This window comes from Pseudomonas yamanorum (genome assembly GCF_013386765.1).
GTDB lineage: Bacteria > Pseudomonadota > Gammaproteobacteria > Pseudomonadales > Pseudomonadaceae > Aquipseudomonas > Aquipseudomonas yamanorum_A.
Genome location: NZ_JACARE010000003.1, coordinates 335,507 through 359,494 on the forward strand (window position 1 = coordinate 335,507; position 23,988 = coordinate 359,494).

At 61.5% G+C, this 23,988-nt stretch carries 22 protein-coding genes; 16 read left to right on the top strand and 6 right to left on the bottom strand.

Translation table 11 applies throughout. From position 1 onward, the window contains the following. Window positions 1–15 precede the first annotated feature (15 nt). The gene (locus HX875_RS02120; RefSeq protein WP_177041260.1) at window positions 16–723 is read left to right on the top strand and encodes a PqiC family protein; all 708 of its coding nucleotides are present in this window, start codon (window positions 16–18) and stop codon (window positions 721–723) included. 186 nt (window positions 724–909) lie between these two features. On the opposite strand, the gene HX875_RS02125 is transcribed toward HX875_RS02120, so the two are convergent. Continuing rightward, on the bottom strand, window positions 910–2,445 hold the full coding sequence (locus HX875_RS02125; protein ID WP_177041263.1) for an AhpA/YtjB family protein: 1,536 nt from the start codon (window positions 2,443–2,445) through the stop codon (window positions 910–912). Window positions 2,446–2,579: 134 nt separating this feature from the next. On the opposite strand from HX875_RS02125, the gene serB reads away from it, so the two are divergent. Continuing rightward, window positions 2,580–3,794 (top strand): phosphoserine phosphatase SerB, encoded by a 1,215-nt coding sequence (gene serB / locus HX875_RS02130; protein WP_177041265.1) that lies wholly within the window; start codon window positions 2,580–2,582, stop codon window positions 3,792–3,794. Window positions 3,795–3,880: 86 nt separating this feature from the next. Here the strand turns inward: serB and asd are convergent, their stop codons facing one another. From asd to HX875_RS02145, 3 genes are read right to left on the bottom strand one after another with little or no spacing between them, the layout of a single operon-like run. Beyond that, a complete protein-coding gene (gene asd / locus HX875_RS02135; RefSeq protein ID WP_177041267.1) occupies window positions 3,881–4,741 on the bottom strand; it encodes an archaetidylserine decarboxylase in 861 nt (286 codons plus the stop codon). Window positions 4,742–4,757: 16 nt separating this feature from the next. Continuing rightward, complete coding sequence (locus HX875_RS02140) at window positions 4,758–5,573, bottom strand: rhodanese-like domain-containing protein (RefSeq protein WP_177041269.1); 816 nt, start codon at window positions 5,571–5,573, stop codon at window positions 4,758–4,760. Window positions 5,574–5,631: 58 nt separating this feature from the next. After that, the gene (locus HX875_RS02145; protein ID WP_177041271.1) at window positions 5,632–7,167 is read right to left on the bottom strand and encodes an HDOD domain-containing protein; all 1,536 of its coding nucleotides are present in this window, start codon (window positions 7,165–7,167) and stop codon (window positions 5,632–5,634) included. Between the two features lie 166 nt (window positions 7,168–7,333). Here HX875_RS02145 and motA point away from each other — a divergent pair, with 166 nt between their 5' ends. Beyond that, window positions 7,334–8,185: a flagellar motor stator protein MotA gene (motA, locus tag HX875_RS02150; RefSeq protein ID WP_003217532.1), complete on the top strand. Its 852-nt coding sequence runs from the start codon at window positions 7,334–7,336 to the stop codon at window positions 8,183–8,185. Window positions 8,186–8,188: 3 nt separating this feature from the next. Then, window positions 8,189–9,211, top strand: coding sequence for a flagellar motor protein MotB (motB, locus tag HX875_RS02155; protein ID WP_177041273.1), 1,023 nt, complete (start codon window positions 8,189–8,191; stop codon window positions 9,209–9,211). Between the two features lie 155 nt (window positions 9,212–9,366). On the opposite strand, the gene rsgA is transcribed toward motB, so the two are convergent. Then, the gene (gene rsgA / locus HX875_RS02160) at window positions 9,367–10,398 is read right to left on the bottom strand and encodes a small ribosomal subunit biogenesis GTPase RsgA (RefSeq protein ID WP_177041275.1); all 1,032 of its coding nucleotides are present in this window, start codon (window positions 10,396–10,398) and stop codon (window positions 9,367–9,369) included. Window positions 10,399–10,504: 106 nt separating this feature from the next. Between rsgA and orn the strand changes: the two genes are divergently transcribed. Both orn and HX875_RS02170 read left to right on the top strand, forming a co-directional pair. Further along, entirely contained in the window at window positions 10,505–11,047 is a 543-nt protein-coding gene (gene orn, locus HX875_RS02165) for an oligoribonuclease (RefSeq protein WP_003217529.1), read from the top strand. A gap of 205 nt (window positions 11,048–11,252) precedes the next feature. Continuing rightward, window positions 11,253–11,870, top strand: a complete 618-nt coding sequence (locus HX875_RS02170) for a trimeric intracellular cation channel family protein (RefSeq protein WP_176159752.1) — start codon at window positions 11,253–11,255, stop codon at window positions 11,868–11,870. On the opposite strand, the gene queG is transcribed toward HX875_RS02170, so the two are convergent. Next, the gene (queG, locus tag HX875_RS02175; RefSeq protein WP_177041276.1) at window positions 11,849–12,931 is read right to left on the bottom strand and encodes a tRNA epoxyqueuosine(34) reductase QueG; all 1,083 of its coding nucleotides are present in this window, start codon (window positions 12,929–12,931) and stop codon (window positions 11,849–11,851) included. The genes HX875_RS02170 and queG overlap by 22 nt on opposite strands. Window positions 12,932–12,993: 62 nt before the next feature. Here queG and HX875_RS02180 point away from each other — a divergent pair, with 62 nt between their 5' ends. From HX875_RS02180 to HX875_RS02225, 10 genes are all read left to right on the top strand, one after another. Then, window positions 12,994–13,854 carry an NAD(P)H-hydrate dehydratase gene (locus HX875_RS02180; RefSeq protein ID WP_177041278.1) on the top strand — a complete coding sequence of 287 codons (861 nt, stop codon included), beginning with the start codon at window positions 12,994–12,996 and terminating at the stop codon, window positions 13,852–13,854. Further along, on the top strand, window positions 13,842–14,312 hold the full coding sequence (gene tsaE / locus HX875_RS02185) for a tRNA (adenosine(37)-N6)-threonylcarbamoyltransferase complex ATPase subunit type 1 TsaE (RefSeq protein WP_177041279.1): 471 nt from the start codon (window positions 13,842–13,844) through the stop codon (window positions 14,310–14,312). Before HX875_RS02180 ends, tsaE begins: the two co-directional genes overlap by 13 nt. 3 nt (window positions 14,313–14,315) lie before the next feature. Continuing rightward, complete coding sequence (locus tag HX875_RS02190; RefSeq protein ID WP_218170869.1) at window positions 14,316–15,749, top strand: N-acetylmuramoyl-L-alanine amidase; 1,434 nt, start codon at window positions 14,316–14,318, stop codon at window positions 15,747–15,749. Between the two features lie 14 nt (window positions 15,750–15,763). Further along, window positions 15,764–17,662: a DNA mismatch repair endonuclease MutL gene (mutL, locus tag HX875_RS02195; RefSeq protein WP_177041528.1), complete on the top strand. Its 1,899-nt coding sequence runs from the start codon at window positions 15,764–15,766 to the stop codon at window positions 17,660–17,662. Then, entirely contained in the window at window positions 17,662–18,633 is a 972-nt protein-coding gene (miaA, locus tag HX875_RS02200) for a tRNA (adenosine(37)-N6)-dimethylallyltransferase MiaA (RefSeq protein WP_177041530.1), read from the top strand. Before mutL ends, miaA begins: the two co-directional genes overlap by 1 nt. Before the next feature lie 94 nt (window positions 18,634–18,727). Then, window positions 18,728–18,991, top strand: coding sequence for an RNA chaperone Hfq (hfq, locus tag HX875_RS02205; protein WP_003217515.1), 264 nt, complete (start codon window positions 18,728–18,730; stop codon window positions 18,989–18,991). A 12-nt stretch (window positions 18,992–19,003) separates the two neighbouring features. Further along, window positions 19,004–20,305, top strand: coding sequence for a ribosome rescue GTPase HflX (hflX, locus tag HX875_RS02210; RefSeq protein ID WP_177041283.1), 1,302 nt, complete (start codon window positions 19,004–19,006; stop codon window positions 20,303–20,305). Between the two features lie 96 nt (window positions 20,306–20,401). Continuing rightward, window positions 20,402–21,580 carry an FtsH protease activity modulator HflK gene (hflK, locus tag HX875_RS02215; RefSeq protein ID WP_177041285.1) on the top strand — a complete coding sequence of 393 codons (1,179 nt, stop codon included), beginning with the start codon at window positions 20,402–20,404 and terminating at the stop codon, window positions 21,578–21,580. After that, on the top strand, window positions 21,580–22,446 hold the full coding sequence (gene hflC, locus HX875_RS02220; protein ID WP_003217510.1) for a protease modulator HflC: 867 nt from the start codon (window positions 21,580–21,582) through the stop codon (window positions 22,444–22,446). Before hflK ends, hflC begins: the two co-directional genes overlap by 1 nt. A gap of 301 nt (window positions 22,447–22,747) precedes the next feature. Further along, complete coding sequence (locus HX875_RS02225) at window positions 22,748–23,935, top strand: ATP phosphoribosyltransferase regulatory subunit (RefSeq protein ID WP_177041287.1); 1,188 nt, start codon at window positions 22,748–22,750, stop codon at window positions 23,933–23,935. Window positions 23,936–23,988: the final 53 nt, after the last annotated feature.

Consider the following 23,988-nt stretch of genomic DNA (forward strand, 5'->3'; position numbering starts at 1 on the left):
CACCTGGATGGGATGATGACTGCTCCGCGCCTTCCTTTAATTTTGTTGCTCGCTGGTCTTTTGGGCCTGGCGGGTTGCAGCACACATCAACCTGTGTCGCTGTATCAGCTGGACAGTGGAAGTCCGGCTCAGCCTGCACAAAGTGCCGGCATGGCCGTATTGCTCGGCCCGGTGGTAGTGGCCGACTACCTGCAACGCGAAACCCTGCTGCAACGTCAGAACGACGGCAGCCTGCAAGGTTCCACAGATGGTCGCTGGGCCGGTAGCCTGTCGTCCGACATCAATCAGTTGATGTTGCGCCAGGTGGCTGGCCATCTGGACAGCCAGCGTGTGGTATTGGCGCCGGCACCGACGGGTTTCACCCCGGACGTGCAGGTTTTGCTGACCATCACGCGGCTGGACTCGGGTGTGTCCCAGCCGGCGATCCTGGATGCACAGTGGCGGTTGATCGACCGTCGCGGCCAGGTGCGGGATAACCGCATCGTGCATTTGCAGGAAGAACACTCCGGCACCACGGCGTCCCAGGTTCAGGCCCAGGGCGTCCTGTTGCAGAACCTGGCACAGCAGTTGTCCGTGGCCCTCAAGCCATTGGCCAATCAGCCGGCGGTTGCAGAGGCGCCACGCAAACAGGCGCCGGCGCAGGCTAAGCCGGCAGCTCCGGAGAAGCCGAAGATGCCGATGGCCGTGCCGATTCGTACCGACATGGAAGTGTTCAGGTTCTGACCTGACACACCCACGAAAAGGCCCACTGCAGGAGCGAGCTTGCTCGCGAAAAACACAAGAGCGACACGTTTTCTCAGTAAGCCTGCGTAATCGTTGACGATCTTCGCGAGCAAGCTCGCTCCTACAGAGAGCCATAAAAAAGCCCGCCAATGAGTGATCATTGGCGGGCTTTTTATTGGCTCAAGGTTAGTTCTTTGCCCGCGTCTCATGCATCCGCGCCAGTTGGCGCTCAAGCATCGACGGGTAAGGCTCCATCAACCGCTCCACACAGCACGCACCTTCAGGGCTGGCAATCGGGCGGATGCGCGCACGCTGGCGGATCAGTACGTCGTCACTGATCTTGCGCTCCACCAGCAGCAGGTTGCGGCTGTGTTGCGACAAGGCCAGGGCGTCCTGGGCGATCTCGGTCAGCAGCAGATCAATCTGGCTCATGCCATACAGGTCGTCGCCCACCGTCAGGCCCAATTGCAGCTGCAGGGTGATGCCGCTGTCAGCCACTTCGATCTGCAGCGCATGGCCGAGGGCCCGCAGCAGTTCACCGCAGCAGATGGCGTTGGTCAGGTAGTCTTCACCGCTGTCTTCGCTGTGGAACAGCATCAGCGTGCTGCCGTCATTCAGGGTGTGCAGCTCGCTCTGATACAGCGAAGCCGCCTGGTCGAGGCAATCACGATAACGTTCCAGCAACTCGGTCAGGCGTGCCCGTGGCAGGCGGCGCAGTTGATCCTGCGCGCCCAACTGCACGGCCAATACGGCGCTGTGCTGGGGCTGGGTATTTCGCACCGGAGCCGGTTGCGGCGCAACGGCGGTGGTTGGCGCTGAATTGTCGCGAAGGTCGGCGAACGGGTCTTCTTCCTCCAGTTCGTCTTCTTCTGCCTTTATCACATGACGGGCAGCCGGCTTGAGGCCTGCCACCGGTGCTGACTCGTCGAAGCTCGGGTCGCGCAGGTTGCGTACTTCAAACTCGGGTTCGTCGTCTTCGTAATCGGTATCGTCGAACTCGGGCTCGGGTTCAACCTCGGGCACCACAGGCTCCGGCGCGAAGCTGGTGTGCAATTGGCGGGCGAGGTCGCCAATTTCGTCCTGGCGGTCGGTGGCCGGGGTATGTTCGTCGATATCCCGCAGCCAGATGCGCAGTTGCATCAGGGGCGTGGAGATATGCCGACCCAGCCGCAGGCTCAAGGCCAGAGACAGTGCCAGCAGGATCGCGCTCAGGATGCCCATGCTTTGCAGGCTGATGGTCATCGGCTGCTGGAACTGTTGCATGTCCAGGCTGATGCGCAGTTGGCCGGCCTTCACGTCCTGAAACGTGATATTGCTCTGGTACAGGCCTTCGGCTTCACCCAGCAGGCCGTTTTTCGGGCGTTGCCCGGCTTCGGCCATGATCCGGTTGTCCACGCTATAAATAGCGGCGTGGGCCACCAGCGGGTTCTTGGTCAGGTTGTTGAGCAGCACGTTGAGGCTGAGGATGTCATTGGACACCAACAACTCAGTCGCCGAGGTGGCGGTCTGGGTGGTCAGGCTCTCGCCCAAGGCGTCGGCTTGCTCGTGCATGGCCTGTTTGAACTGCAAACCCATCACGCAGGCGTAGATGACCAGGGCCAGGGCGACCAGGATCACGTTATGGCTGGCGATGCGTAATGCGATCGGTACACGGCGGTGGCGCAGTGCCCGGAAGATCAGCAGGAAGAAGTTATCGGTTTTTACTGGCGTGGGCCGGTTCACTTAAGCTCGGCTCTTTAGTCCGTGAAGTTGAGGCGCAGTATAGCGACAGGCCCAAGACCGGCAAAGCGCTGGCTGTGCCCGATGGTCACTGAAAGTGGGTAGAATGCGGTTTTTTTCCAGCTCGGGGGTGCGCTTTGCGCGAAATTGTCCTGATTAACATCACCGGTGAGGACCGTCCGGGTCTCACCGCCGCCATAACCGGTGTTCTGGCCCAGGGTGGTGTGAACATTCTCGACATCGGCCAGGCGGTGATTCACGACACGCTGTCGTTCGGCATCCTGGTGGAAATCCCAAGCACCGAGCAGGCGTCGTCCGTGCTCAAGGACATCCTGTTTACGGCGTATAAGCTGGATCAGCAGGTGCGTTTCACCCCGGTGTCCGAAGAGGACTACCAGAACTGGGTCGCCGGCCAGGGCAAGAAACGCCATATCGTGACGCTGTTGACCCGCAAGGTGACGGCGGAACAATTGCAGCGTGTCAGTTCGATTACCGCCCAGTACGGTTTGAATATCGACCATATTGACCGTCTGTCGGGTCGTATGCCGCTGGACACTCCGGCGGACAAAGGCAAGGGCTGCATCGAGTTCTCCGTGCGCGGCGAACCGGCGGACCCACAGGCTTTACGTGCTGAATTCCTGAGTGTTGCCCAGGAGCTGAATGTCGATATCGCCTTCCAGGAGGATTCGCTGTTCCGTCGCAATCGCCGCCTGGCGGTGTTCGACATGGACTCGACGCTGATCGAAGCCGAAGTCATCGATGAATTGGCCAAGGCTGCCGGCGTGGGTGAGCAAGTCTCGGAAATCACCGAGCGGGCCATGGCCGGCGAGCTGGATTTCCGTGCCAGCTTCAAGGAACGCCTGGCCTTGCTCAAAGGCCTGGATGTAAGCGTGCTGGACTCCATCGGCGCCTCCCTGCGCCTGACCGAAGGCGCCGAGACCCTGTTCGCCGAACTCAAGCGCCTGGGCTACAAGACTGCGATCCTGTCGGGCGGCTTCACTTACTTCGCCAAGCAATTGCAGGCCAAGCTGGGCATCGACTATGTGTTCGCCAACGAGCTGGAAGTGGTGGACGGCAAGGTGACAGGCGTGGCGGTAGAGCCGATTGTCGACGCTCAGCGTAAAGCTGATCTGCTGCGGGAATTGGCACACAAGGAAGGGTTGCGTCTGGAGCAGACCATTGCGGTCGGCGACGGGGCGAATGACTTGCCAATGCTGGCGATTGCCGGGTTGGGTGTGGCGTTCCGCGCCAAGCCGCTGGTCAAGCAATCGGCCAAACAGGCGATTTCAACCTTGGGGCTGGATGGCGTGTTGTACCTGCTGGGCTTCCGCGACCGCGACGGTCAGCTCTAATACACACACTTTGTAGGAGCCGGCTTGCCGGCGATGGCGTCCTCAGGATCGCATCGCCGGCAAGCCAGCTCCTACAGAGGTCGTAGTCAGGCTTTCGGCAGTGCGATGCCCTGGCCCATCTGCACCGGCGTGCCCGCCAGCAGTTCTTCCGACCATTTCACCTGGTCCGGCCCAAACAGCACGATGGCTGTCGAACCCAGCTTGAAGCGCCCCATTTCCGCACCTTTTTCCAGGTGGATCGGGCCACGGGCAGCTTCGTCGTAACGGAAGGTTTTCAGCTCGCGCTTCGGCGGCGTTACCAGGCCAGCCCATACCGTCTCGATCGACGCCACGATCATCGCGCCCACCAGTACCACGGCCATCGGGCCGCGTTCGGTGTCGAAAATGCAGGCAACACGCTCGTTACGTGCAAACAGCTCCGGCACGTTTTCGGCGGTGGTCTGGTTCACCGAGAAGATGCGGCCTGGGATGTAGACCATTTCCCGCAGGGTGCCGGCCAGTGGCATGTGCACCCGGTGGTAGTCCTTTGGTGACAGGTAGATGGTGGCGAAATCGCCGCCCATGAACGGCGCAGCCACCGCCGAATCACCGCCGAGCAATTCCAGTACGCTGAAGCTGTGGCCCTTGGCCTGGAACACCCGGCCGTGCTCAATCGGGCCCAACTGGCTGACGGCACCATCGGCCGGGCTCAATACGGCGCCTGGGGTTTGGTCCAGTGGCCGGGCACCGTCTTTCAGCGCGCGGGTGAAGAAGGCGTTGAAGTGCTCGTAAGCCGTCAGGTCTTCAACCAGGGCCTGGGACATGTCCACTTGATAACGCTTGGCGAACCACGCGGTGAACGCATTCTTGAACCAGCGCACGCGGCATTCGGCAATGCAGCCGGCCAGCCGCGACAGCAGGTGGTGGGGCAGCAAGTACTGGCTGAGGATGAACAACTGCTTTTTCATTAACTGTCCTTAAACCTTAAATCTCGACGGGGGTGTCGGGGTGGTTGCCCCATTCGCCCCAGGAACCGGCATAACCTTTGACTCGCGGATAACCGAGCGCCTTGGCCACCAGGTAGGTGAAGCCAGAACGGTGGTGAGTCTGGCAGTGGGTGATGATTTCTTTGTCGCGGGTCAGCCCGAGGTCTTCGAGGATCTGCGGCATGTCGCGGCGAATGCGCAGTTGGCGTGCCTTGTCCATGCCGGCGGTCCATTCGAAGTTCACCGCGCCCGGGATGTGTCCACCCTTGGCCGCGAGGACTTTCTCCCCGGAGTATTCCAGCGGGCCGCGGGCGTCCCAGATGCCGAGGTCGGCAGCGCCGAGGCGGCTTTGCAGGTACTCGCGGGTAGCAGTGGGTTCTTCATGCAGTGTCAGGCTGGCCGGGCCGCCGGCGCTGGCCGGGACCTCAGTGGATACGGGGTGTTGTTCTTCCAGCCACGCCAGCAGGCCGCCGTCGAGGTAGTGGTATTTCTTGTGGCCGATCACATCGAGCATCCAGATGAATCGGCCGGCCCAGCCACCGCCTTCGTCGTCGTACACCACGTAGGTGGCATCCGGGGTATGGCCCAGTTCGCCGAACAGCTTTTCAAGATCGGCTTTGTTCGGTAGCAGGCCCGGCGCCGGTGCCTGTCCCAGTTGGGTGCGCTTGGGGTCGACGAAACGTGCGCCGGGGATATGCCCTTCGGCGTAACGCGCGGCGCTGGTGAGGTCCACCAGAATCAGATGTTCGGCATCGAGGCGACCGAGCAGGTCACTGGCCTCGATGACCAGCGGCAAGCCAGAGAAGTCAGGCATGTGAGGTCTCCTGGGCATAAAAGTTGGGCGCTAAAGGAGGGCGATTGTAGCGCAAGCATCAGGCGCTGCGGTTGGTAAAGCTGTGCAGGGCTTTTTCGATGCATTGGGCGGTTTTGCCGAAAGCCTGCACGGTGGTTTCCGAGAGCGGCCCGCCGCCCTGGTCGGCCACCATCAGCATCACCACCCGGCCGTTGCAACTCAGGGAGCGCAGCAGCAGGTGCTCGCCCTTGAACAGGCGGCGCAGTTCCGGCGGCAGCAATGCCGAGAACTGGGCGTGGTTGTCGGGGTTGAGGCGCACCTGGGCGGACTTGGCCAGCAGGCGTTGCAGCAGGGTGCTTTGCGCCACGTCGAGGCTCATGTGGTCGGCGTCCTTCGGCAGGCCGTCGACTTGATGCACCCGCAGGGTGCTCAGGGTTTTGTCTGCCATCAGCAGCATCACCCGCTGCATGCCACAGGCCACCAGGGCTTCCTTGGCGCAGGTGGTCAGGTGCATGGCGTTGGCAAAGCGGTTTGGCTCTACGAGCAATTCGGTACAGCGCTTGCGCCAGATCGCCAAGGCTTCGGCAGTGGGCGGCGGTGCCGGCAGCAAGCCGTGGTGAACGCGTTGTACGTCCCATGGCCAGATCAACGACAGCGCCGGGTGCCAGAGATCGCGCATCAGGGTCGTGCGGGCACTGATCGCCGCGTGTTGGTGAGACTGTTGTTGCACCTCGGCCAACGGTTGTTGCAGGTAAAGCGCAGTCAGGTATTGCCAGCGCTGGGTGTGTGGGCAGGTCCACGATTCCTGCGCCGCCAGCGCCAGCCCATTGGCGAGCAACACGGTATTGGCCGGCTGGTTCAGCCAGCGGCGCAGGTTGGGGTCGGCATCCAGCAACTGCTGTTGGCGCAAGGGCTCGTCTTCACGGGCAATGTGCAGCGCCTTGACCAGCAGGCGTTGCTCCGTGAGCAGCAACGTATAACCCTGGGACACCCAGATCGGCAGGCGCCAAGCCTCGGTCAATCCCAGGCACAGGTCCAGCAGGCGCACGCCGAACACTTCCTGCTCGACGGTGCGTGCCGATTCGCCTTTGTGGATCACCCGCAGTTCCCACTCTTCCAGCAGCTTGGGATAGGCAATCGCCATCGGCCACAGCGGCGAAAGGAACAGCAGGCTGCCCCAGTGAATGTCTTGCCACAAGCGCGCCAGGCGGCTGGCAAACAGGCCGCTGGCTTGTTGCGAAGCGTGCTGGCTGATCATCTGCAACTGGCGCAGGGCCAAGGGGATTTCACCAAGTGGCACCGAAGGCAGGCGAGCCAGCAGTTCCTCGGTGCGTTTGAGGCCGAGGCGATTGATCGCCACTTCAAGATTTTCCGCCGGCTCTGCGAGGCTGCCGTGGGCCTGGTTGTTGGCCTCGCGCATCACGCTGAGCACCAGCGCCGGACTGTTCTGCATCAGCTCTGCAATATCCCGCAACGAACTGCGGTTGTCGCCGATGGCCTTGCACACGCGGTCGTGGCTGGCCTGCGGAACAGGCAATAGCACGGCGTCCAGGCGCTTTATCCAGGCGGCCAGCGAATTGGGTTTTTGAGTTGGGACTGTCGTTTCGTTTGCCATGATTGGGGCGCGATCATCACTTGCGGTCAACACGCCCGGGACGGGCCGAACTGTTTTTTCGCCTTAACGCGCTATAGTCTGGCGCAGATTTGCCGATAAGTAGAACAAGAGTTTTCAACTCTTGCGAATATGACCCTGAACCCGACGGCGCAAGTACTCATCCCCTATGGCTAAAATTATCGGCATCATCGTCGTCATCGCGAGCGTGCTCGGCGGATACGTCCTTTCCCACGGCAAGATTGCGGCGCTGATCCAGCCCTTCGAAGTGCTGATTATCGGCGGTGCGGCGTTCGGCGCATTCCTGCAAGCCAACCCTGGCTACATGACCATGCACGTGATCAAGAAGTCGCTGGGCATGTTCAGCTCGCGCTTCTCCCACACCTTCTACCTGGAAGTGTTGGGGCTGATCTACGAGATCCTCAACAAGAGCCGCCGTGAAGGCATGATGGCCATCGAAGGCGACATTGAAGACGCCGCGGCGAGCCCGATTTTCGCCAAGTACCCGGCGGTACTCAAAGACGAGCGCATGACCGCCTACATCTGCGATTACCTGCGCATCATGTCGTCCGGCAACATGGCGCCCCATGAGCTGGAAGGCTTGTTCGACATGGAGCTGTTCAGCCTCAAGGAAGAGCTGGAGCACCCGTCCCACGCCGTGACCGGCATCGCCGACGGCATGCCCGGCTTTGGTATTGTTGCCGCGGTTCTCGGGATCGTGGTGACCATGGCCTCCCTCGGTGAAGGCGACCAGAAGGCCATCGGCATGCACGTAGGTGCGGCACTGGTGGGTACTTTCTTCGGTATTCTCGCGGCCTATGGTTTCTTCGGCCCGCTGGCCACTTCCCTGGCCCACGATGCCAAGGAAGAAGTGAATTTGTACGAAGCGATCAAGGCCTGCCTGGTAGCGTCGGCTTCCGGCATGCCGCCATCGCTGGCAGTGGAGTTCGGGCGCAAGGTTCTGTATCCGAAGCACCGTCCAAGCTTCGCTGAGCTGGAACAAGCGGTTCGCGGTCGCTAAGCCATGGAAAACAACCAGCCGATCATCATCAAGCGCGTCAAGCGCTTCGCTGCGGGACACCATGGCGGCGCCTGGAAAATCGCCTTCGCCGACTTTGCGACGGCGATGATGGCGTTCTTCCTGGTGCTGTGGCTGATGTCCACCGCCACGCCGGAACAGAAGATCGCCATTGCCGGTTACTTCAAGGACCCCATCGGTTTCTCCGAGAGCGGTACGCCTTTTGTGATCGACCTCGGTGGCTCGCCGCAACTGGCGCCCGAGCGCACCATCAACCCGGAAATCAAGACCGATTCGCCCCAGGAAAAAATTCCGATCGAGCGCGATACCGTCGAGGCCATGGCTGACCAGGTCGAGCAGGAACGCCTGGAGCTGCTACTGCAAGAACTGCAAACCAAGGTTGAGGAAAACCCGCAACTGCTGAAGTTCAAGGATCAGATTTCCTTCGAGATTACCCCGGATGGGTTGCGCATCCAGATCACCGACGCTGCCAACCGGCCGATGTTCGACTCTGGCAGTGCGCGGTTGAAGCCGTACTTTGAAGACATCCTGCTGGCCATGGCCGACACCATCAAGGCGGTGCCGAACAAGATCAGCATCAGCGGCCACACCGACGCCAAACCGTATGCGGGCCAGGGCGACTTCGGCAACTGGGAACTCTCGGCCAACCGCGCCAATGCCGCGCGTCGTGCACTGGTCGCGGGCAGCTATCCCGACCCGCAAGTGGCGCGAGTGGTGGGGTTTGCTTCCTCGCAGCTGTTTGATCCCAAGGATCCGTTCAACCCGATCAACCGGCGCATCGATATCGTCGTGCTGACCAAAAAGGCCCAGCGTGCGATTGAAGGTGACCAACCGACGCCGCCGCCGGCACCGACCCAGGGTGAAGGGGCGCCGGGCGAAGTGCCGGTGGACCCGAACGCACTGCCACCGGGGCAGGAGCCGTTGCCGGCTCATGAGCTACGGCAGAAGCTGAACCTGTTTGATGATGGCGGGGTGAAGGATCCGACTCAGCCAGCCACTGGCTCGTAAGCCGGATACAAAAAGGCCGCGATGATCGCGGCCTTTTTGTATCTGCCCCATCCTGTAGGAGCGAGCTTGCTCGCGAAGGACGTTAACGATGGCGCGTGCCATCTGAATGTACGCGGCGTCCTCAAGCTTTTCGCGAGCAAGTTCGCTCCTACACGTTAATAGCTGGTCTCGGGCAAGCTGGCGATGATCGAGCGATAGCTGTTCATCCGCTGCTGCTGCACACGGCCGTCTTCCAGGGCCTTGAGCAGGGCGCAACCCGGCTCGCGGTCGTGTTTGCAATCGCGGAAGCGGCAGGTGCCGATCAAGTCGTTGAACTCGATGAAGCCCGCTTCAACGTCGGCACGGCTGACGTGGCCCAGGCCGAATTCACGAATCCCCGGGGAGTCGATCAGTTCACCGCCGCCCGGGAAGTGGAACAACCGCGCGGTGGTGGTGGTGTGGGTGCCCTGGCCGGACAGCTCCGACAATGGACCCACGCGGGTTTCAACTTCCGGCAACAGGCTGTTGACCAGGGACGACTTGCCCACGCCCGACTGGCCGACGAACACGCTGATGCGCCCGTCCAGTTCGGTCTGCAACTGTTCCATGCCATTGCCGTGATGCGCCGAGACTTCCAGCACCGGGTAGCCGAGGGTGCGGTACACCGCCAGCAGCGCATTGAGCGCAGGGGCGTTCTGCTCGTCGATCAGGTCGAACTTGTTCAGCAGCAACAGCGGGCGAATGCCGGCGTGCTCGGCCGCTACCAGGTAGCGGTCGATCAGGTTGGCGTGGGGCTCGGGCAGTGGCGCGAAGACGATGACGATCATGTCGACGTTGGCCGCCACTGGCTTGAGCTGGCCACGGCTGTCGGGGCGGCGCAGTTCGGTGGTGCGCGGCAACTGGGCGACGATCACGCCGATGCCCTGGTTGCCGGCACGCCACACTACCTGGTCGCCGGTCACCAGCGCAGGCAGGTTGGCGCGCAAGTGGCAACGGAACACCTGGCCTGCGATATCGCCTTCGGTGGCCTCGACTTCGACCTGCACACCAAAGTGCGCGATCACCAGGCCGGTTTGCTCGGGGCCAAGGTCGCCGCCCTCAAGCGCTTCCACGGCGGAGGATTCACGTTTGGCGGCGCGGGCAGCGCGTTCACCCTGAATCTTTTCGATGCGCCAGTTTTGGCGACGGTTGAGCTGGCGTTTGGCCATTGGTGTTCCGTGTCGATAATGCAAAGGTTAGGTAAAACGGTCGCGAGTCTAGCACGCCCTGCCTGCTAAACTGCGCAGCTACGCCAAGGTGCCAAGGAACCACGACATGCAAAACCCACAGAATCTGATTTGGATCGATCTGGAAATGACCGGTCTGAACCCTGACACCGACGTCATCATCGAGATGGCCACCATTGTCACCGACAGCAATCTCAACACCTTGGCCGAAGGTCCGGTGATCGCCATCCACCACAGCGACGCGGTGCTGGCCACCATGGACGAGTGGAACACCCGCACCCACGGCAACTCGGGCCTGACCCAGCGTGTGCGTGACAGCCGCGTGAGCATGGCCGAGGCGGAAGCTGAGACCATCGCCTTCCTGGAAAAGTGGGTGCCCAAGGGCAAGTCGCCGATCTGCGGCAACAGCATCTGCCAGGACCGCCGCTTTCTTTATACCCACATGAAGGCGCTCGAAAGCTACTTCCACTACCGCAACCTGGACGTGTCGACCCTGAAGGAACTGGCCGCGCGCTGGGCGCCGGAAGTCAAAGACAGCTTCCACAAGGGCAGCACTCACCTGGCGCTGGATGATATTCGCGAGTCGATTGCCGAGCTGCAGCATTACCGCAAGCATTTCATCAAGTTCTGACTCGCGGCGTAGTGAGGAGCTGTTGTGGCGAGGGAGCTTGCTCCCGCTGGGCTGCGAAGCGGCCCTGAAAAATGGGCCTGCTGCGCCGTCCAACGGGAGCAAGCTCCCTCGCCACATCAGCAAGAGCTTTAAGCTCTCAAGCGCTCGCCCCCTTTTGGTGCCATCACCAAATGATTAGACTGCGCGCCTCTTTGCAAGGATCGCCATCATGCTGCTGATGCTCTACCTCATCGCCATCACCGCCGAAGCCATGACCGGCGCCTTGTCCGCCGGGCGGCGCGGCATGGACTGGTTCGGTGTGGTGCTGATCGCCTGTGTGACGGCGCTGGGCGGTGGTTCGGTGCGTGACGTGTTGCTCGGCCACTACCCGCTGACCTGGGTCAAACACCCGGAATACCTGGTGCTGACCTCCATTGCGGCCTTGGTGACGATCTTTATCGCGCCGCTGATGCGCCATCTGCGCTCGCTGTTCCTGGCGCTGGACGCCGTGGGCCTGGTGGCCTTCACCCTGATCGGCTGCATGACAGCCCTGGAAATGGGCCATGGTATGCTGGTGGCATCGGTCAGCGGTGTGATCACCGGAGTCTTCGGCGGCATCCTGCGGGACATCTTCTGCAACGACATTCCGCTGATCTTCCGCCGCGAGCTGTACGCCAGCGTGTCGTTCCTCGCCGCCTGGTTCTACATGCTGTGCCTCTACCTTGAGCTGCCCAGCGAGCAATCCATCCTGTTGACGTTGTTCAGCGGCTTTCTATTGCGCCTGTTGGCGATCCGCTTTCACTGGGAAATGCCCAAGTTCGTCTACAACGACGACGTGCACTGACGCTCGGCGTGCTGGTTCAGCGCCCACTCCACATGCTCGCGCACCAGTTCCGACGGGTATTCCCGTCGCGCCTTCAATGCTTCCAGCACCGGAATGCTTGACGGCGCGTTGCCCAGGCCCACCGCCAGGTTGCGCAGCCAGCGCTCATAGCCGGCGCGGCGCAGGGGCGAACCTTCGGTGTTGCTGAGGAATTTGTCCTCGTCCCACATGAACAGCTCGGCCAGTTCTGCGTTATCCAGGTTGTGCCGTGGCTTGAAATCGCCTTCGCCGGTAGGCCGTGCGAAACGATTCCACGGGCAAACGATCTGACAGTCATCGCAGCCGAATACCCGATTGCCGATCAGGGGGCGCAGCTCCTCCGGGATCGCGCTTTTCAGCTCGATGGTCAGGTAGGAAATGCAGCGTCGGGCGTCCAGTACGTAAGGCCCGACGAAGGCGTTGGTAGGGCAGATGTCCAGGCAGGCGGTGCAACGGCCACAGTGTTCGGTGGTGTGAGGTGGATCGACCGGCAACGGCAGGTCGACAAACAGCTCGCTCAGGAAGAAGTAGCTGCCTGCCTTGCGATTGAGCACCAGGGTGTTCTTGCCGATCCAGCCGAGCCCGGCCTGTTCGGCGATGGCTTTTTCCAGCACCGGGGCGCTGTCGACAAAGGCGCGAAAGCCGAAAGGGCCGATCTGTGCCTGGATGCGGTCGGCCAGTTGCTGCACGCGCTTGCGGATCAGCTTGTGGTAGTCGCGGCCCAGGGCGTAGCGGGAGATGTAGGCTTTTTCGGGCTTGGCCAGCAGTTGGGCCATTTGGGTGTCGCCGGGCAGGTAGTCCATGCGCAGGGACACCACGCGCAAGGTGCCAGGCACCAGTTCTTCAGGGTGTGAGCGCTTGCTGCCGTGGGCGCCCATGTAGTCCATTTCGCCGTGGTAGCCGGCCTCGAGCCAGCTTTGCAGGTGCTGCTCATGCTCGGCGAGGTCCAGGCCGCTGATGCCCACTTGTTGAAAACCCAGCTCACGGCCCCAGTCTTTGATCGATTGGGCGAGGGCGGGCAGGTCGTAGGTAATAGCAGGCATGAACAAGAGAAACCGCAGGTTAGATGCGTATAATTCTGCCAGACATCGGAGCTTGAAGACGCATGCCGCAGACAAAACACGAAATACCCGACGTTCAGCACCTGTTGCCCGGCCAATTGCCGCAACTCGCTGCGCGTTCCCCGGACGCCCATAAAGGCCAGTTCGGCCATGTATTGCTGATCGGCGGCGACCGGGGTTTCGGCGGCGCCGCCCTGCTCAGCACCGAAAGCGCCTTGCGCAGCGGTGCCGGGCTGGTTTCCCTGGCGACCCGCAGCGAGCACGTCGGCGCGGCGCTGGCGCGGTTGCCGGAAGTGATGACGGTGGGCGTGCACTCGGCCAATCAGTTGATGGGCCTGTTGGAAAAGATTTCCGTGATCGTCATTGGCCCGGGCCTGGGCGAGGCTTCTTGGGGTAAAAGCCTGCTGTCGGTGGCGGCCAACGCCAAACAGCCGCAAGTCTGGGACGCCGATGCCTTGAACTTGCTGTCGACGGGCAGCGTCAGCCTGCCGGCCAATTGCGTGATCACGCCGCATCCTGGCGAAGCGGCTCGTTTGATGGGGATTTCGACAGCCGAGGTTCAGGCCGATCGCCTTAACGTGGCGCGCGCATTGAGTCAGAAATTCAACGCGGTAACGATCCTGAAGGGCGCGGGCAGTTTGATCGCCAGCCCCGACGGTCGCGTTGCCCGCTGTGATCAGGGCCATCCGGCCATGGCAACCGCTGGCCTGGGCGACGTATTGGCCGGTCTTGTGGGTGCTTTACTGGCCCAAGGCATGCCGACATTCGACGCCGCCTGCCTGGCCGTCTGGTTGCATGCCACGGCCGGTGATCGCCAAGGCACCTATGGTCGCGGGCTGGCCGCCAGTGACTTGATCCCCGCCATTCGTCAGTTGCTGGAGGAGCAATCGCCGTGTCTGAAGTAATCCTTTTCCTGGCCGATGAAGATGCCATGGTCGCGTTCGGCAGCCGTATTGCCCAGGTCACAAAAGGCTCGGGCCTGGTCTTCCTGGAAGGCGATCTCGGCGCCGGGAAAACCACCTTGTCCCGGGGCATCATTCGCGGGTTGGGCCATACGGGTGCGGTAAAGAGTCCTACGTTTACCCTGGTGGAGCCCTACGAGATTGGCACAGTGCGCGCCTTCCATTTCGATTTATATCGGCTGGTGGATCCGGAAGAGTTGGAATACATGGGCATCCGCGATTACTTCGATGAAGACGCGTTGTGCCTGATCGAGTGGCCAGATAAAGGCACAGGCTTTTTGCCAAAGCCGGACCTGACCATTACCATTACCCCGCATAAGCATGGACGTCAGCTGAAGTTGTTGTCCCAGAGCGCGCGCGGCGAGTCGTGGTGCGCCGCCTTGGCATTGGAATTCAAATAATTGATGGGGTTAGGTATGCGCTTTCGCGCGTTGGTTACTGTCGTAGGGGTGTTGCTTGCGGCAATGACTTTCAATGCACTGGCGGCCTCACAGGTGAAAAGCGTTCGCCTGTGGCGGGCGCCGGATAACACGCGACTGGTATTCGACCTGTCTGGCCCGGTCCAGCACAGCGTCTTCACCCTCACGGCGCCTGATCGCCTGGTGATTGATATCAACGGTGCAACCCTGGCCGCGCCGTTGAAAGTCGCCATGGCCAATACCCCGATTACCGCGATGCGCTCGGCCCAGCGTACGCCGACCGATCTGCGGGTGGTCATCGACCTGAAAAAGGCCGTGACCCCGAAAAGCTTCGTCCTGGCCCCCAACGCACAATATGGCAACCGGCTGGTGGTCGACCTGTTCGACAACGCCGCCGATGCTGCGCCGCCGCCTGCGCCAACCCCAAGCGTCGCGACGGTGCCTGCGGTGCCGGTCTCCCAATCGCAACCCCAGGTCAAGTTGCCGCCACCGCCGCCTGCTCCGGCGGGCAAGCGCGACATCATCGTGGTGATCGATGCCGGCCACGGCGGCGAAGACCCAGGCGCCTCCGGTTCTCGCGGCCAGCACGAAAAAGACGTGGTACTGGCCATCGCCCGCGAGCTGCAACGCCAGATCAATGGCATGAAGGGTTATCGCGCCGAGCTGACCCGTACCGGCGACTACTTCATCCCGCTGCGTGGCCGTACCGAAATCGCCCGCAAGAAGGGCGCCGACCTGTTCGTCTCGATCCACGCCGACGCTGCGCCTTCGGCTGCTGCGTTTGGTGCCTCGGTGTTTGCCCTGTCGGATCGCGGCGCCACGTCCGAGACGGCCCGTTGGCTGGCGGACAGTGAAAACCGTTCCGACTTGATCGGCGGGGCCGGCAACGTGTCCCTCGATGACAAGGACAAGATGCTCGCCGGTGTATTGCTCGACCTGTCGATGACGGCCTCGCTGACCTCCAGCCTGAACGTCGGGCAGAAAGTCCTGAGCAACATTGGCCGCGTCACCTCGCTGCACAAGCAACGTGTGGAGCAGGCCGGGTTCATGGTGCTCAAGTCGCCGGACATTCCATCGATCCTGGTGGAAACCGGGTTCATCTCCAACTCCAACGAAGCCTCGAAACTGGCCTCGGCCAGCCACCAGCAGGCGCTGGCGCGCTCCATCAGCGCCGGTGTTCGCCAGTTCTTCCAGCAGAACCCGCCGCCAGGCACTTATATCGCCTGGCTGCGTGACTCCGGGAAAATCGCCCAGGGCCCGCGCGACCATCGCGTGCAGCCGGGCGACACCCTGGCGATGCTGGCGGTGCGTTTCCAGGTGTCTGCGGCGACCTTGCGCAGCGCCAACAACCTGAAGACCGATGAACTGAAGGTCGGCCAGGTGTTGACCATCCCGGGCACTGAACTGGCGGCGCAATAATGAGCGAATCTGTCTTGAGCAACACCTCGCGCATTGAGCTGCTCAGCCCGCGCCTGGCTAACCAGATCGCGGCGGGTGAGGTGGTCGAGCGGCCGGCTTCGGTGATCAAGGAATTGCTGGAAAACAGCATCGACTCCGGCGCCAAGCGTATTGATGTCGACGTCGAGCAGGGCGGCGTCAAGCTGCTGCGGGTGCGCGACGACGGCAGCGGTATCTCTTCCGACGACCTGCCGCTGGCCCTGGCCCGTCACGCCACCAGCAAGATTCGCGACCTGGAAGACCTTGAGCGGGTGATGAGCCTCGGGTTTCGTGGTGAGGCCCTGGCTTCCATCAGTTCCGTGGCCCGTCTGACCCTGACTTCCCGCACGCGCGACGCCGACCAGGCCTGGCAGGTGGAAACCGAAGGCCGCGACATGGCGCCCCGGGTCCAGCCGGCTGCGCATCCGGTAGGCACCTCGGTGGAAGTGCGCGACCTGTTCTTCAACACTCCGGCCCGGCGTAAATTCCTCAAGGCCGAGAAAACCGAATTCGATCACCTGCAGGAAGTCATCAAGCGCCTGGCGTTGGCGCGGTTCGATGTGGCTTTCCATTTGCGCCACAACGGCAAGACCATCCTCAGCCTGCACGAGGCCCATGATGATGCGGCCCGCGCACGGCGTGTCTCGGCCATCTGCGGCGGCGGGTTCCTGGAGCAGGCGCTGCCGATCGAGATCGAGCGCAATGGCTTGCGCCTGTGGGGCTGGGTGGGGTTGCCGACCTTTTCCCGCAGCCAGGCTGACTTGCAGTACTTCTTTGTAAATGGCCGGGCGGTGCGCGACAAACTGGTGGCCCACGCGGTGCGCCAGGCGTATCGCGACGTGTTGTTCAACGGGCGGCATCCGACGTTTGTGCTGTTTTTCGAGGTCGACCCGTCGGTGGTGGACGTTAACGTGCACCCGACCAAGCACGAAGTGCGCTTCCGTGACGGGCGCATGGTTCACGATTTCCTCTACGGCACCTTGCACCGCGCCTTGGGCGATGTGCGTCCGGATGATCAGCTGGGTGCTCCGATTGTCACGGCCATTGTCCGTCCTACGGGGCCGGAAGCCGGTGAATTCGGGCCCCAGGGCGAAATGAGCCTGGCGGCCAACCTGCTGCAATCGCCGCAAGCCCAGCCGAGCTATACCGCGCCCGGCTCGGGGGCTGGCGCCGGTTATCAATACCAGTACACGCCGCGCCCGCAGTCGGCGGTGCCGGTGGCCGAGGCCCAGGCGGCCTACCGCGAGTTTTTTGCGCCGCTGCCGGGTGCCGAGTCGGGTGCTGCGGCCTTGCCGGAAGGCCAGGGCGACGTGCCGCCGTTGGGTTACGCATTGGCCCAGCTAAAAGGTATCTACATCCTTGCGGAAAACGCCCATGGCCTGGTGCTGGTGGACATGCACGCCGCTCACGAGCGGATCATGTACGAGCGCCTGAAGATCGCCATGGCCAGCGAAGGCCTCAGCGGCCAGCCGCTGCTGGTGCCGGAATCCCTGGCGGTGAGCCAGCGCGAGGCGGATTGTGCCGAAGAGCACGTCAGCGTGTTCCAGAAACTCGGCTTTGAACTGCAGCGCCTGGGCCCGGAAACCCTGGCTATCCGGCAGATTCCCGCTTTGCTCAAACAGGCCGAGGCCAACCGGCTGGTGGCCGACGTGCTGGCGGACCTGATGGAATATGGCACCAGCGACCGGATCCAGGCGCACATCAACGAACTGCTCGGCACCATGGCCTGCCATGGCGCTATCCGCGCCAACCGCCGCCTGGCCTTGCCGGAAATGAACGGCCTGCTGCGGGACATGGAAAACACCGAGCGCAGCGGCCAGTGCAACCATGGCCGGCCGACCTGGACCCAAATGGGCCTGGACGACCTGGACAAACTGTTCTTGCGCGGCCGTTGATGAGTGCCTTGCCCCCCGCCATCTTCCTGATGGGCCCGACGGCCGCCGGCAAGACCGACCTGGCTATCGAGCTGACCAAGGTCTTGCCGTGCGAGCTGATCAGTGTCGACTCTGCACTGGTTTACCGGGACATGGACATCGGCACCGCCAAACCTTCAAAAGAGCTGTTGGCCCAGTATCCGCACCGGTTGATCGACATTATCGATCCCAGCGAGAGCTATTCGGCGGCGGATTTTCGCACCGATGCCCTGGCGGCCATGGCCGATATCACTGCGCGGGGCAAGATTCCGCTGCTGGTGGGCGGCACGATGCTCTACTACAAGGCTTTGCAGGAAGGCCTGGCCGACATGCCGCCGGCCGACCCGCAAGTGCGCGCCGAACTTGAAGAAGAGGCTGCACGCCTTGGCTGGCAAGCCTTGCACGACCAGTTGCGCGCCGTGGATCCAGTTTCCGCGGCGCGGATTCATCCCAATGACCCCCAGCGCCTGACACGGGCCCTGGAAGTCTGGCGGGTCAGTGGCCAGACCATGACTGAACACAGGCTGAAACAAACTGCGCAAAGTACTGAAGCAGGCGCTTCGGGACAGTCACAATTGCCCTATACTGTGGCGAATCTGGCCATCGCTCCGACGGATCGCCAGGTGCTGCATGAACGAATTGCACAAAGATTCACAATTATGTTGGAACAGGGGTTTGTGGACGAGGTCGTAGCACTGCGTTCAAGAGGTGACCTGCATCCCGGGCTGCCTTCGATACGTGCTGTAGGCTACCGCCAAGTCTGGGATCATCTGGATGGCAAGCTGACGTCAGCCGAAATGCAGGAGCGCGGCATCATTGCCACGCGCCAATTGGCGAAGCGCCAGTTCACATGGCTGCGCAGCTGGACTGATTTGCACTGGCTGGACAGTCTGGATTGCGACAATCTGTCACGCGCCTTGAAATACTTGGGAACGGTCTCCATATTGAGCTGAGTCCTTGCAATTGCCGTCTATCCTTGGGGGTGTGACGGCCATGAGCTATCTATTTTCCGATTTTTTATTATTGATCCTTAAAGGAGTGCGGCACATGTCAAAAGGGCATTCGCTACAAGACCCTTACTTGAATACTTTACGTAAAGAGAAAGTTGGGGTTTCCATCTATCTGGTCAACGGTATCAAGCTGCAAGGTACGATCGAGTCGTTCGACCAGTTCGTGATCCTGCTGAAAAACACCGTAAGCCAAATGGTTTACAAGCACGCTATCTCGACTGTAGTGCCGGTTCGTCCAATTCGTCTGCCTAGCGCAACCGAAGAACAGGGTGACGCCGAGCCTGCACCGGGTAACGCCTGATAGGAGTCTCCTTTGTTCTTTGAGCGCCACGGTGGTGGTGAGCGAGTGATCCTCGTTCACTTGGATGGACAGGACCCTGAGGCGCGCGAAGATCCGCAGGAGTTTCAGGAGTTGGCAAATTCGGCCGGCGCCGAGACCGTCGCGTTTTTTAACGTGCCGCGTCATCGGCCAACCGCCAAATTCCTGATTGGCAGCGGTAAGGTCCAGGAGCTGCACGACCTGGTTCATGCCGAGAAGGCCGATCTGGTGATTTTCAATCACATCCTCACGCCCAGTCAGGAACGTAACCTCGAACGTGTATTCGAGTGTCGCGTGATCGACCGCACGGGTCTGATTCTCGATATTTTCGCCCAGCGCGCCCGTACCCATGAAGGCAAGCTCCAGGTAGAACTGGCCCAGCTTGACCACATGAGCACCCGGCTGGTTCGTGGCTGGACTCACCTTGAACGTCAGGGTGGTGGTATCGGCATGCGCGGCCCGGGTGAAACCCAGCTGGAAACCGACCGGCGTTTGCTGCGGGTGCGCCTGCGACAGATCAAGGGCCGCCTGGAAAAGGTGCGCAGCCAGCGCGAACAGTCGCGCCGTGGCCGCATGCGGGCGGATATCCCTACCGTTTCCCTGGTGGGCTATACCAACGCCGGCAAATCCACGCTGTTCAATAACGTGACGAAATCGGACGTGTACGCGGCCGACCAACTGTTTGCGACTCTCGACCCGACCTTGCGCCGTCTGGAACTGGACGACCTGGGGCCGATTGTCCTGGCCGATACCGTGGGTTTCATTCGTCACTTGCCCCACAAGCTGGTCGAGGCATTTCGGTCTACGCTCGAAGAGTCGAGCAATTCCGACCTGCTGTTGCACGTGATCGATGCGGCCGAACCGGATCGCATGTTGCAGATTGAGCAGGTGATGGTGGTGCTGGGCGAGATTGGTGCCCAGGACTTGCCGATCCTCGAGGTCTATAACAAACTCGATTTGCTTGAAGGCGTTGAGCCACAAATCCAGCGCGACGAGAACGGCAAGCCCCAGCGGGTCTGGCTGTCGGCGCGTGATGGCAGTGGCCTGGAATTGCTCGAACAAGCCATTGCCGAGTTGTTGGGCAGCGATTTGTTTGTCGGCACCTTGCGCTTGCCTCAGCGTTTTGCTCGACTGCGTGCACAGTTTTTCGAGCTGGGCGCGGTACAGAAAGAAGAACACGACGAAGAAGGCGTCAGCTTGCTGGCCGTTCGATTGCCGCGCTCGGAGCTGAATCGGCTGGTCAGCCGTGAAGGCGTTGTGCCGACGGAGTTCATCGAACAACACACTTTGCAATAAAAGCCTGAGAAAGCGGTTGTGCCGCTGTGACAGGCATTCTGTAGCATTGGTCGGCGCGCCGTGGGTGCGTCTTTGCTTTATCAGATGGAGAGCGCTATGGCTTGGAATGAGCCGGGTGGCAACTCGAATAATCAGGATCCTTGGGGTGGTAAACGCCGCAATAATGGCGACCGCAAGGGGCCACCAGATCTCGACGAGGCCTTCCGAAAGCTGCAGGAAAGCCTGAATGGGTTGTTCGGTGGTGGAAAAAAACGTGGTGGTGGTGACGAAGGCGGTCGTTCGGGCAAGGGCGGTGGTTACGGCCTGCTCGGCATCGGCCTTGTCGTGCTGGCGGCCGTCTGGCTGTACAGCGCCGTCTATGTCGTGGACGAGCAGGAGCAAGCCGTGGTGCTGCGCTTCGGCAAGTACTACGAGACCGTCGGCCCGGGCCTGAACATCTACTTCCCGCCGATCGACAAGAAGTACATGGAGAACGTCACGCGCGAGCGTGCCTACACCAAGCAGGGCCAGATGCTGACCGAAGACGAGAACATCGTCGAAGTGCCGCTGACCGTGCAGTACAAGATCAGCAACCTGCAGGACTTCGTGCTGAACGTCGATCAGCCGGAAATCAGCCTGCAACATGCGACCGAAAGCGCCCTGCGCCACGTGGTGGGTTCCACCGCCATGGACCAGGTGCTGACCGAAGGTCGTGAATTGATGGCCAGTGAAATCAAGGAGCGCCTGCAACGGTTCCTCGACACGTATCGCACCGGTATCACCGTGACCCAGGTCAACGTACAGAGCGCAGCCGCACCGCGTGAAGTACAGGAAGCCTTCGATGACGTGATCCGCGCCCGTGAAGACGAGCAGCGTTCGCGCAACCAGGCTGAAACCTACGCCAACGGCGTCGTGCCGGAAGCTCGTGGTCAGGCCCAGCGCATCCTTGAAGATGCCAACGGTTACCGCGACGAAGTGGTCTCCCGCGCCAAGGGTGAGGCAGACCGCTTCACCAAGCTGGTGGCCGAGTACCGCAAGGCACCGGAAGTCACCCGTGAGCGTCTGTACCTGGACACCATGCAGGAAGTCTTCAGCAACACCAGCAAGGTTCTCGTGACCGGCAGCAAGGGCGGGCAGAACAATCTGCTGTACCTGCCGCTGGACAAGATGATCGAAGGTGGTCGTAGCAGCACCAACGCACCGGCTACCGGTTCCAATGCCGCTGCCAATGAAGCGAGCGCCCGTGCGGCCGCTGACTTGCTGCAACAGCAAACACGTACCAGGGAGAGTCGTTGATGAGCAATAAATCGCTGACCGCCCTGATTGTGGGCGTCGTCGTGGTCATCGCTGCCTGGAACTGCTTCTATATCGTGTCTCAGACCGAGCGCGCGGTGTTGCTGCAATTCGGTCGCGTGGTCCAGGCGGATGTCCAGCCGGGCCTGCATGTGAAAGTCCCCTACGTCAACCAGGTGCGCAAGTTCGACGGCCGCCTGATGACCCTGGATGCACCGACACAACGCTTCCTGACCCTGGAAAAGAAAGCTGTAATGGTTGACGCCTACGCCAAGTGGCGCGTCAAGGACGCCGAGCGCTTCTACACCGCGACCTCCGGCCTCAAGCAGATTGCTGACGAGCGTTTGTCGCGCCGTCTGGAATCGGGCCTGCGTGACCAGTTTGGTAAGCGCACCCTGCACGAGGTGGTATCCGGGGAGCGTGACGCGCTGATGGCTGACATCACGCGTTCGTTGAACGCGATGGCGGAGAAAGAGCTGGGCATCGAAGTGATCGATGTTCGGGTCAAGGCCATCGACCTTCCGAAGGAAGTGAACCGCAGCGTGTTCGAGCGTATGAGCACCGAGCGTGAGCGCGAGGCTCGTGAGCACCGCGCCAAGGGTAACGAACTGGCAGAAGGGATCCGTGCGGATGCCGACCGTCAGCGTCGCGTACTGTTGGCTGAAGCCTATCGCGAGTCTGAAGAGGCCCGTGGTGATGGTGATGCTCAAGCCGCGTCGATCTACGCCAAGGCGTATGGCCAGGACCAGGAGTTCTACGCGTTCTACCGTAGCCTGCGTGCCTACCGTGAAAGCTTCGCGAACAAAACCGACGTCATGGTGCTGGACCCAAGTAGCGATTTCTTCCGCTACCTGGAAAAGTCCAAGTAACCCGCATGTAGTCTGAGAATCACTCCGTCGGGCGGCTAAAATGCCGGGCGGGGTGATCCTTTCAGAAAACGGGTGTATGATGCGGCAGCCGGGAAATTCCCGGCTTTTTTGCGTCTGCATGTTTGATTGTGGTTGTGCGCTGCAGGCGCCACAGGTTTTTCGAGGAAAGTGCCCGACGAGGCCGATTGTTGGTCGTTCGTCACGTCGCTCTTGCGCGTGGTTTATGCAGGGGCCGGGTATTTTCTGCTTCACTCAAGGCTCGCCCGAGGGCTGGCCGCCCGGATCATAGGGGAATGGCGTAATGGCAACGGTAGACCGCTGGCTGCTGCCAGATGGCATCGAAGAAGTACTGCCACCAGAAGCTGCGCGCATTGAAATCGCGCGCCGCCAGGTGTTGGATCTGTTCCAGAGCTGGGGTTACGAGTTTGTCGTGACCCCCCATATCGAGTACCTGGAATCCCTGCTGACCGGCGCGGGCCAGGACCTGGATCTGCGCACTTTCAAGGTCATCGACCCGCAATCGGGCCGGCAAATGGGCTTTCGTGCCGACATCACGCCGCAAGTCGCGCGCATTGATGCGCACACCCTGCGTCGCGAAGGGCCAAGCCGCCTGTGCTACGCCGGCAGCGTGCTGCATGCTCAGCCGCGTGCCTTGTCGTCTTCCCGTAGCCCGATCCAGTTGGGCGCCGAGTTGTACGGCGATGCCAGCCCGAGCAGCGACGTTGAAGTCATCAGCCTGATGCTGGCAATGCTGCAACTGGCCGATGTGCCGGATGTGCACATGGACCTCGGGCATGTTGGCATCTACCGCGGCCTGGCTCGTGCGGCCGGCTTGTCGGGTGAAGTGGAACAACAGTTGTTCGATGCCCTGCAACGCAAGGCCATCGATGAAGTGATCGCCCTGACGGCGGGCGTGCCTGCCGACCTGGCCGGCATGCTGCGTGCGCTGGTAGACCTCTGCGGCGGCCGTGAAGTACTGACCGCCGCCCGTGATCTTCTGGCAAATGCGCCGGCTGACGTATTGGCAGCCCTGGACGACGTGCTGGCGATTGCCGAGCAGTTGTCGGCGCGGTTCCCGCAGTTGCCGTTGTATTTCGATTTGGGTGAGTTGCGCGGCTACCACTACCACACCGGTGTGGTGTTCGCGGTGTTTGTCCCGGGTGTTGGCCAAGCCATCGCCCAGGGCGGTCGTTATGACGACATCGGCGCTGACTTCGGTCGCGCCCGTCCGGCGACCGGTTTTTCTACCGATTTGAAAACCCTGGTGACCCTGGGGCGTGCTGAGGTCGAGCTGCCGTCTGGCGGTATCTGGATGCCCGACAGTACGGACGCAGCACTCTGGCAGCAGGTTTGCCAGTTGCGCAGTGAGGGTCAACGTGTGGTCCAGGCCTTGCCTGGGCAGCCATTGGCCGCCGCCCGTGATGCGGACTGCGACCGGCAATTGATTCAGCAGAACGGGCTTTGGCAAGTTTCGCCACTGGCTTCTTGAGTTTTCCTGCCGGCCGCTGCCGGCACCAAGTTTGCGCGAATGAGGACAAGTGT

Excerpts from the sequence above, each read along its gene's own strand:
- HX875_RS02145 (WP_177041271.1), bottom strand. The coding sequence starts at position 7,167 with ATGGCAAACGAAACGACAGTCCCAACTCAAAAACCCAATTCGCTGGCC.
- HX875_RS02225 (WP_177041287.1), top strand. The coding sequence starts at position 22,748 with ATGGCAACGGTAGACCGCTGGCTGCTGCCAGATGGCATCGAAGAAGTA.
- HX875_RS02140 (WP_177041269.1), bottom strand. The coding sequence starts at position 5,573 with ATGCCTGACTTCTCTGGCTTGCCGCTGGTCATCGAGGCCAGTGACCTG.
- asd (WP_177041267.1), bottom strand. The coding sequence starts at position 4,741 with ATGAAAAAGCAGTTGTTCATCCTCAGCCAGTACTTGCTGCCCCACCAC.
- hflK (WP_177041285.1), top strand. The coding sequence starts at position 20,402 with ATGGCTTGGAATGAGCCGGGTGGCAACTCGAATAATCAGGATCCTTGG.
- motA (WP_003217532.1), top strand. The coding sequence starts at position 7,334 with ATGGCTAAAATTATCGGCATCATCGTCGTCATCGCGAGCGTGCTCGGC.
- HX875_RS02120 (WP_177041260.1), top strand. The coding sequence starts at position 16 with ATGACTGCTCCGCGCCTTCCTTTAATTTTGTTGCTCGCTGGTCTTTTG.
- miaA (WP_177041530.1), top strand. The coding sequence starts at position 17,662 with ATGAGTGCCTTGCCCCCCGCCATCTTCCTGATGGGCCCGACGGCCGCC.
- HX875_RS02180 (WP_177041278.1), top strand. The coding sequence starts at position 12,994 with ATGCCGCAGACAAAACACGAAATACCCGACGTTCAGCACCTGTTGCCC.
- hfq (WP_003217515.1), top strand. The coding sequence starts at position 18,728 with ATGTCAAAAGGGCATTCGCTACAAGACCCTTACTTGAATACTTTACGT.
- HX875_RS02190 (WP_218170869.1), top strand. The coding sequence starts at position 14,316 with ATGGGGTTAGGTATGCGCTTTCGCGCGTTGGTTACTGTCGTAGGGGTG.
- hflC (WP_003217510.1), top strand. The coding sequence starts at position 21,580 with ATGAGCAATAAATCGCTGACCGCCCTGATTGTGGGCGTCGTCGTGGTC.
- rsgA (WP_177041275.1), bottom strand. The coding sequence starts at position 10,398 with ATGGCCAAACGCCAGCTCAACCGTCGCCAAAACTGGCGCATCGAAAAG.
- queG (WP_177041276.1), bottom strand. The coding sequence starts at position 12,931 with ATGCCTGCTATTACCTACGACCTGCCCGCCCTCGCCCAATCGATCAAA.
- motB (WP_177041273.1), top strand. The coding sequence starts at position 8,189 with ATGGAAAACAACCAGCCGATCATCATCAAGCGCGTCAAGCGCTTCGCT.
- orn (WP_003217529.1), top strand. The coding sequence starts at position 10,505 with ATGCAAAACCCACAGAATCTGATTTGGATCGATCTGGAAATGACCGGT.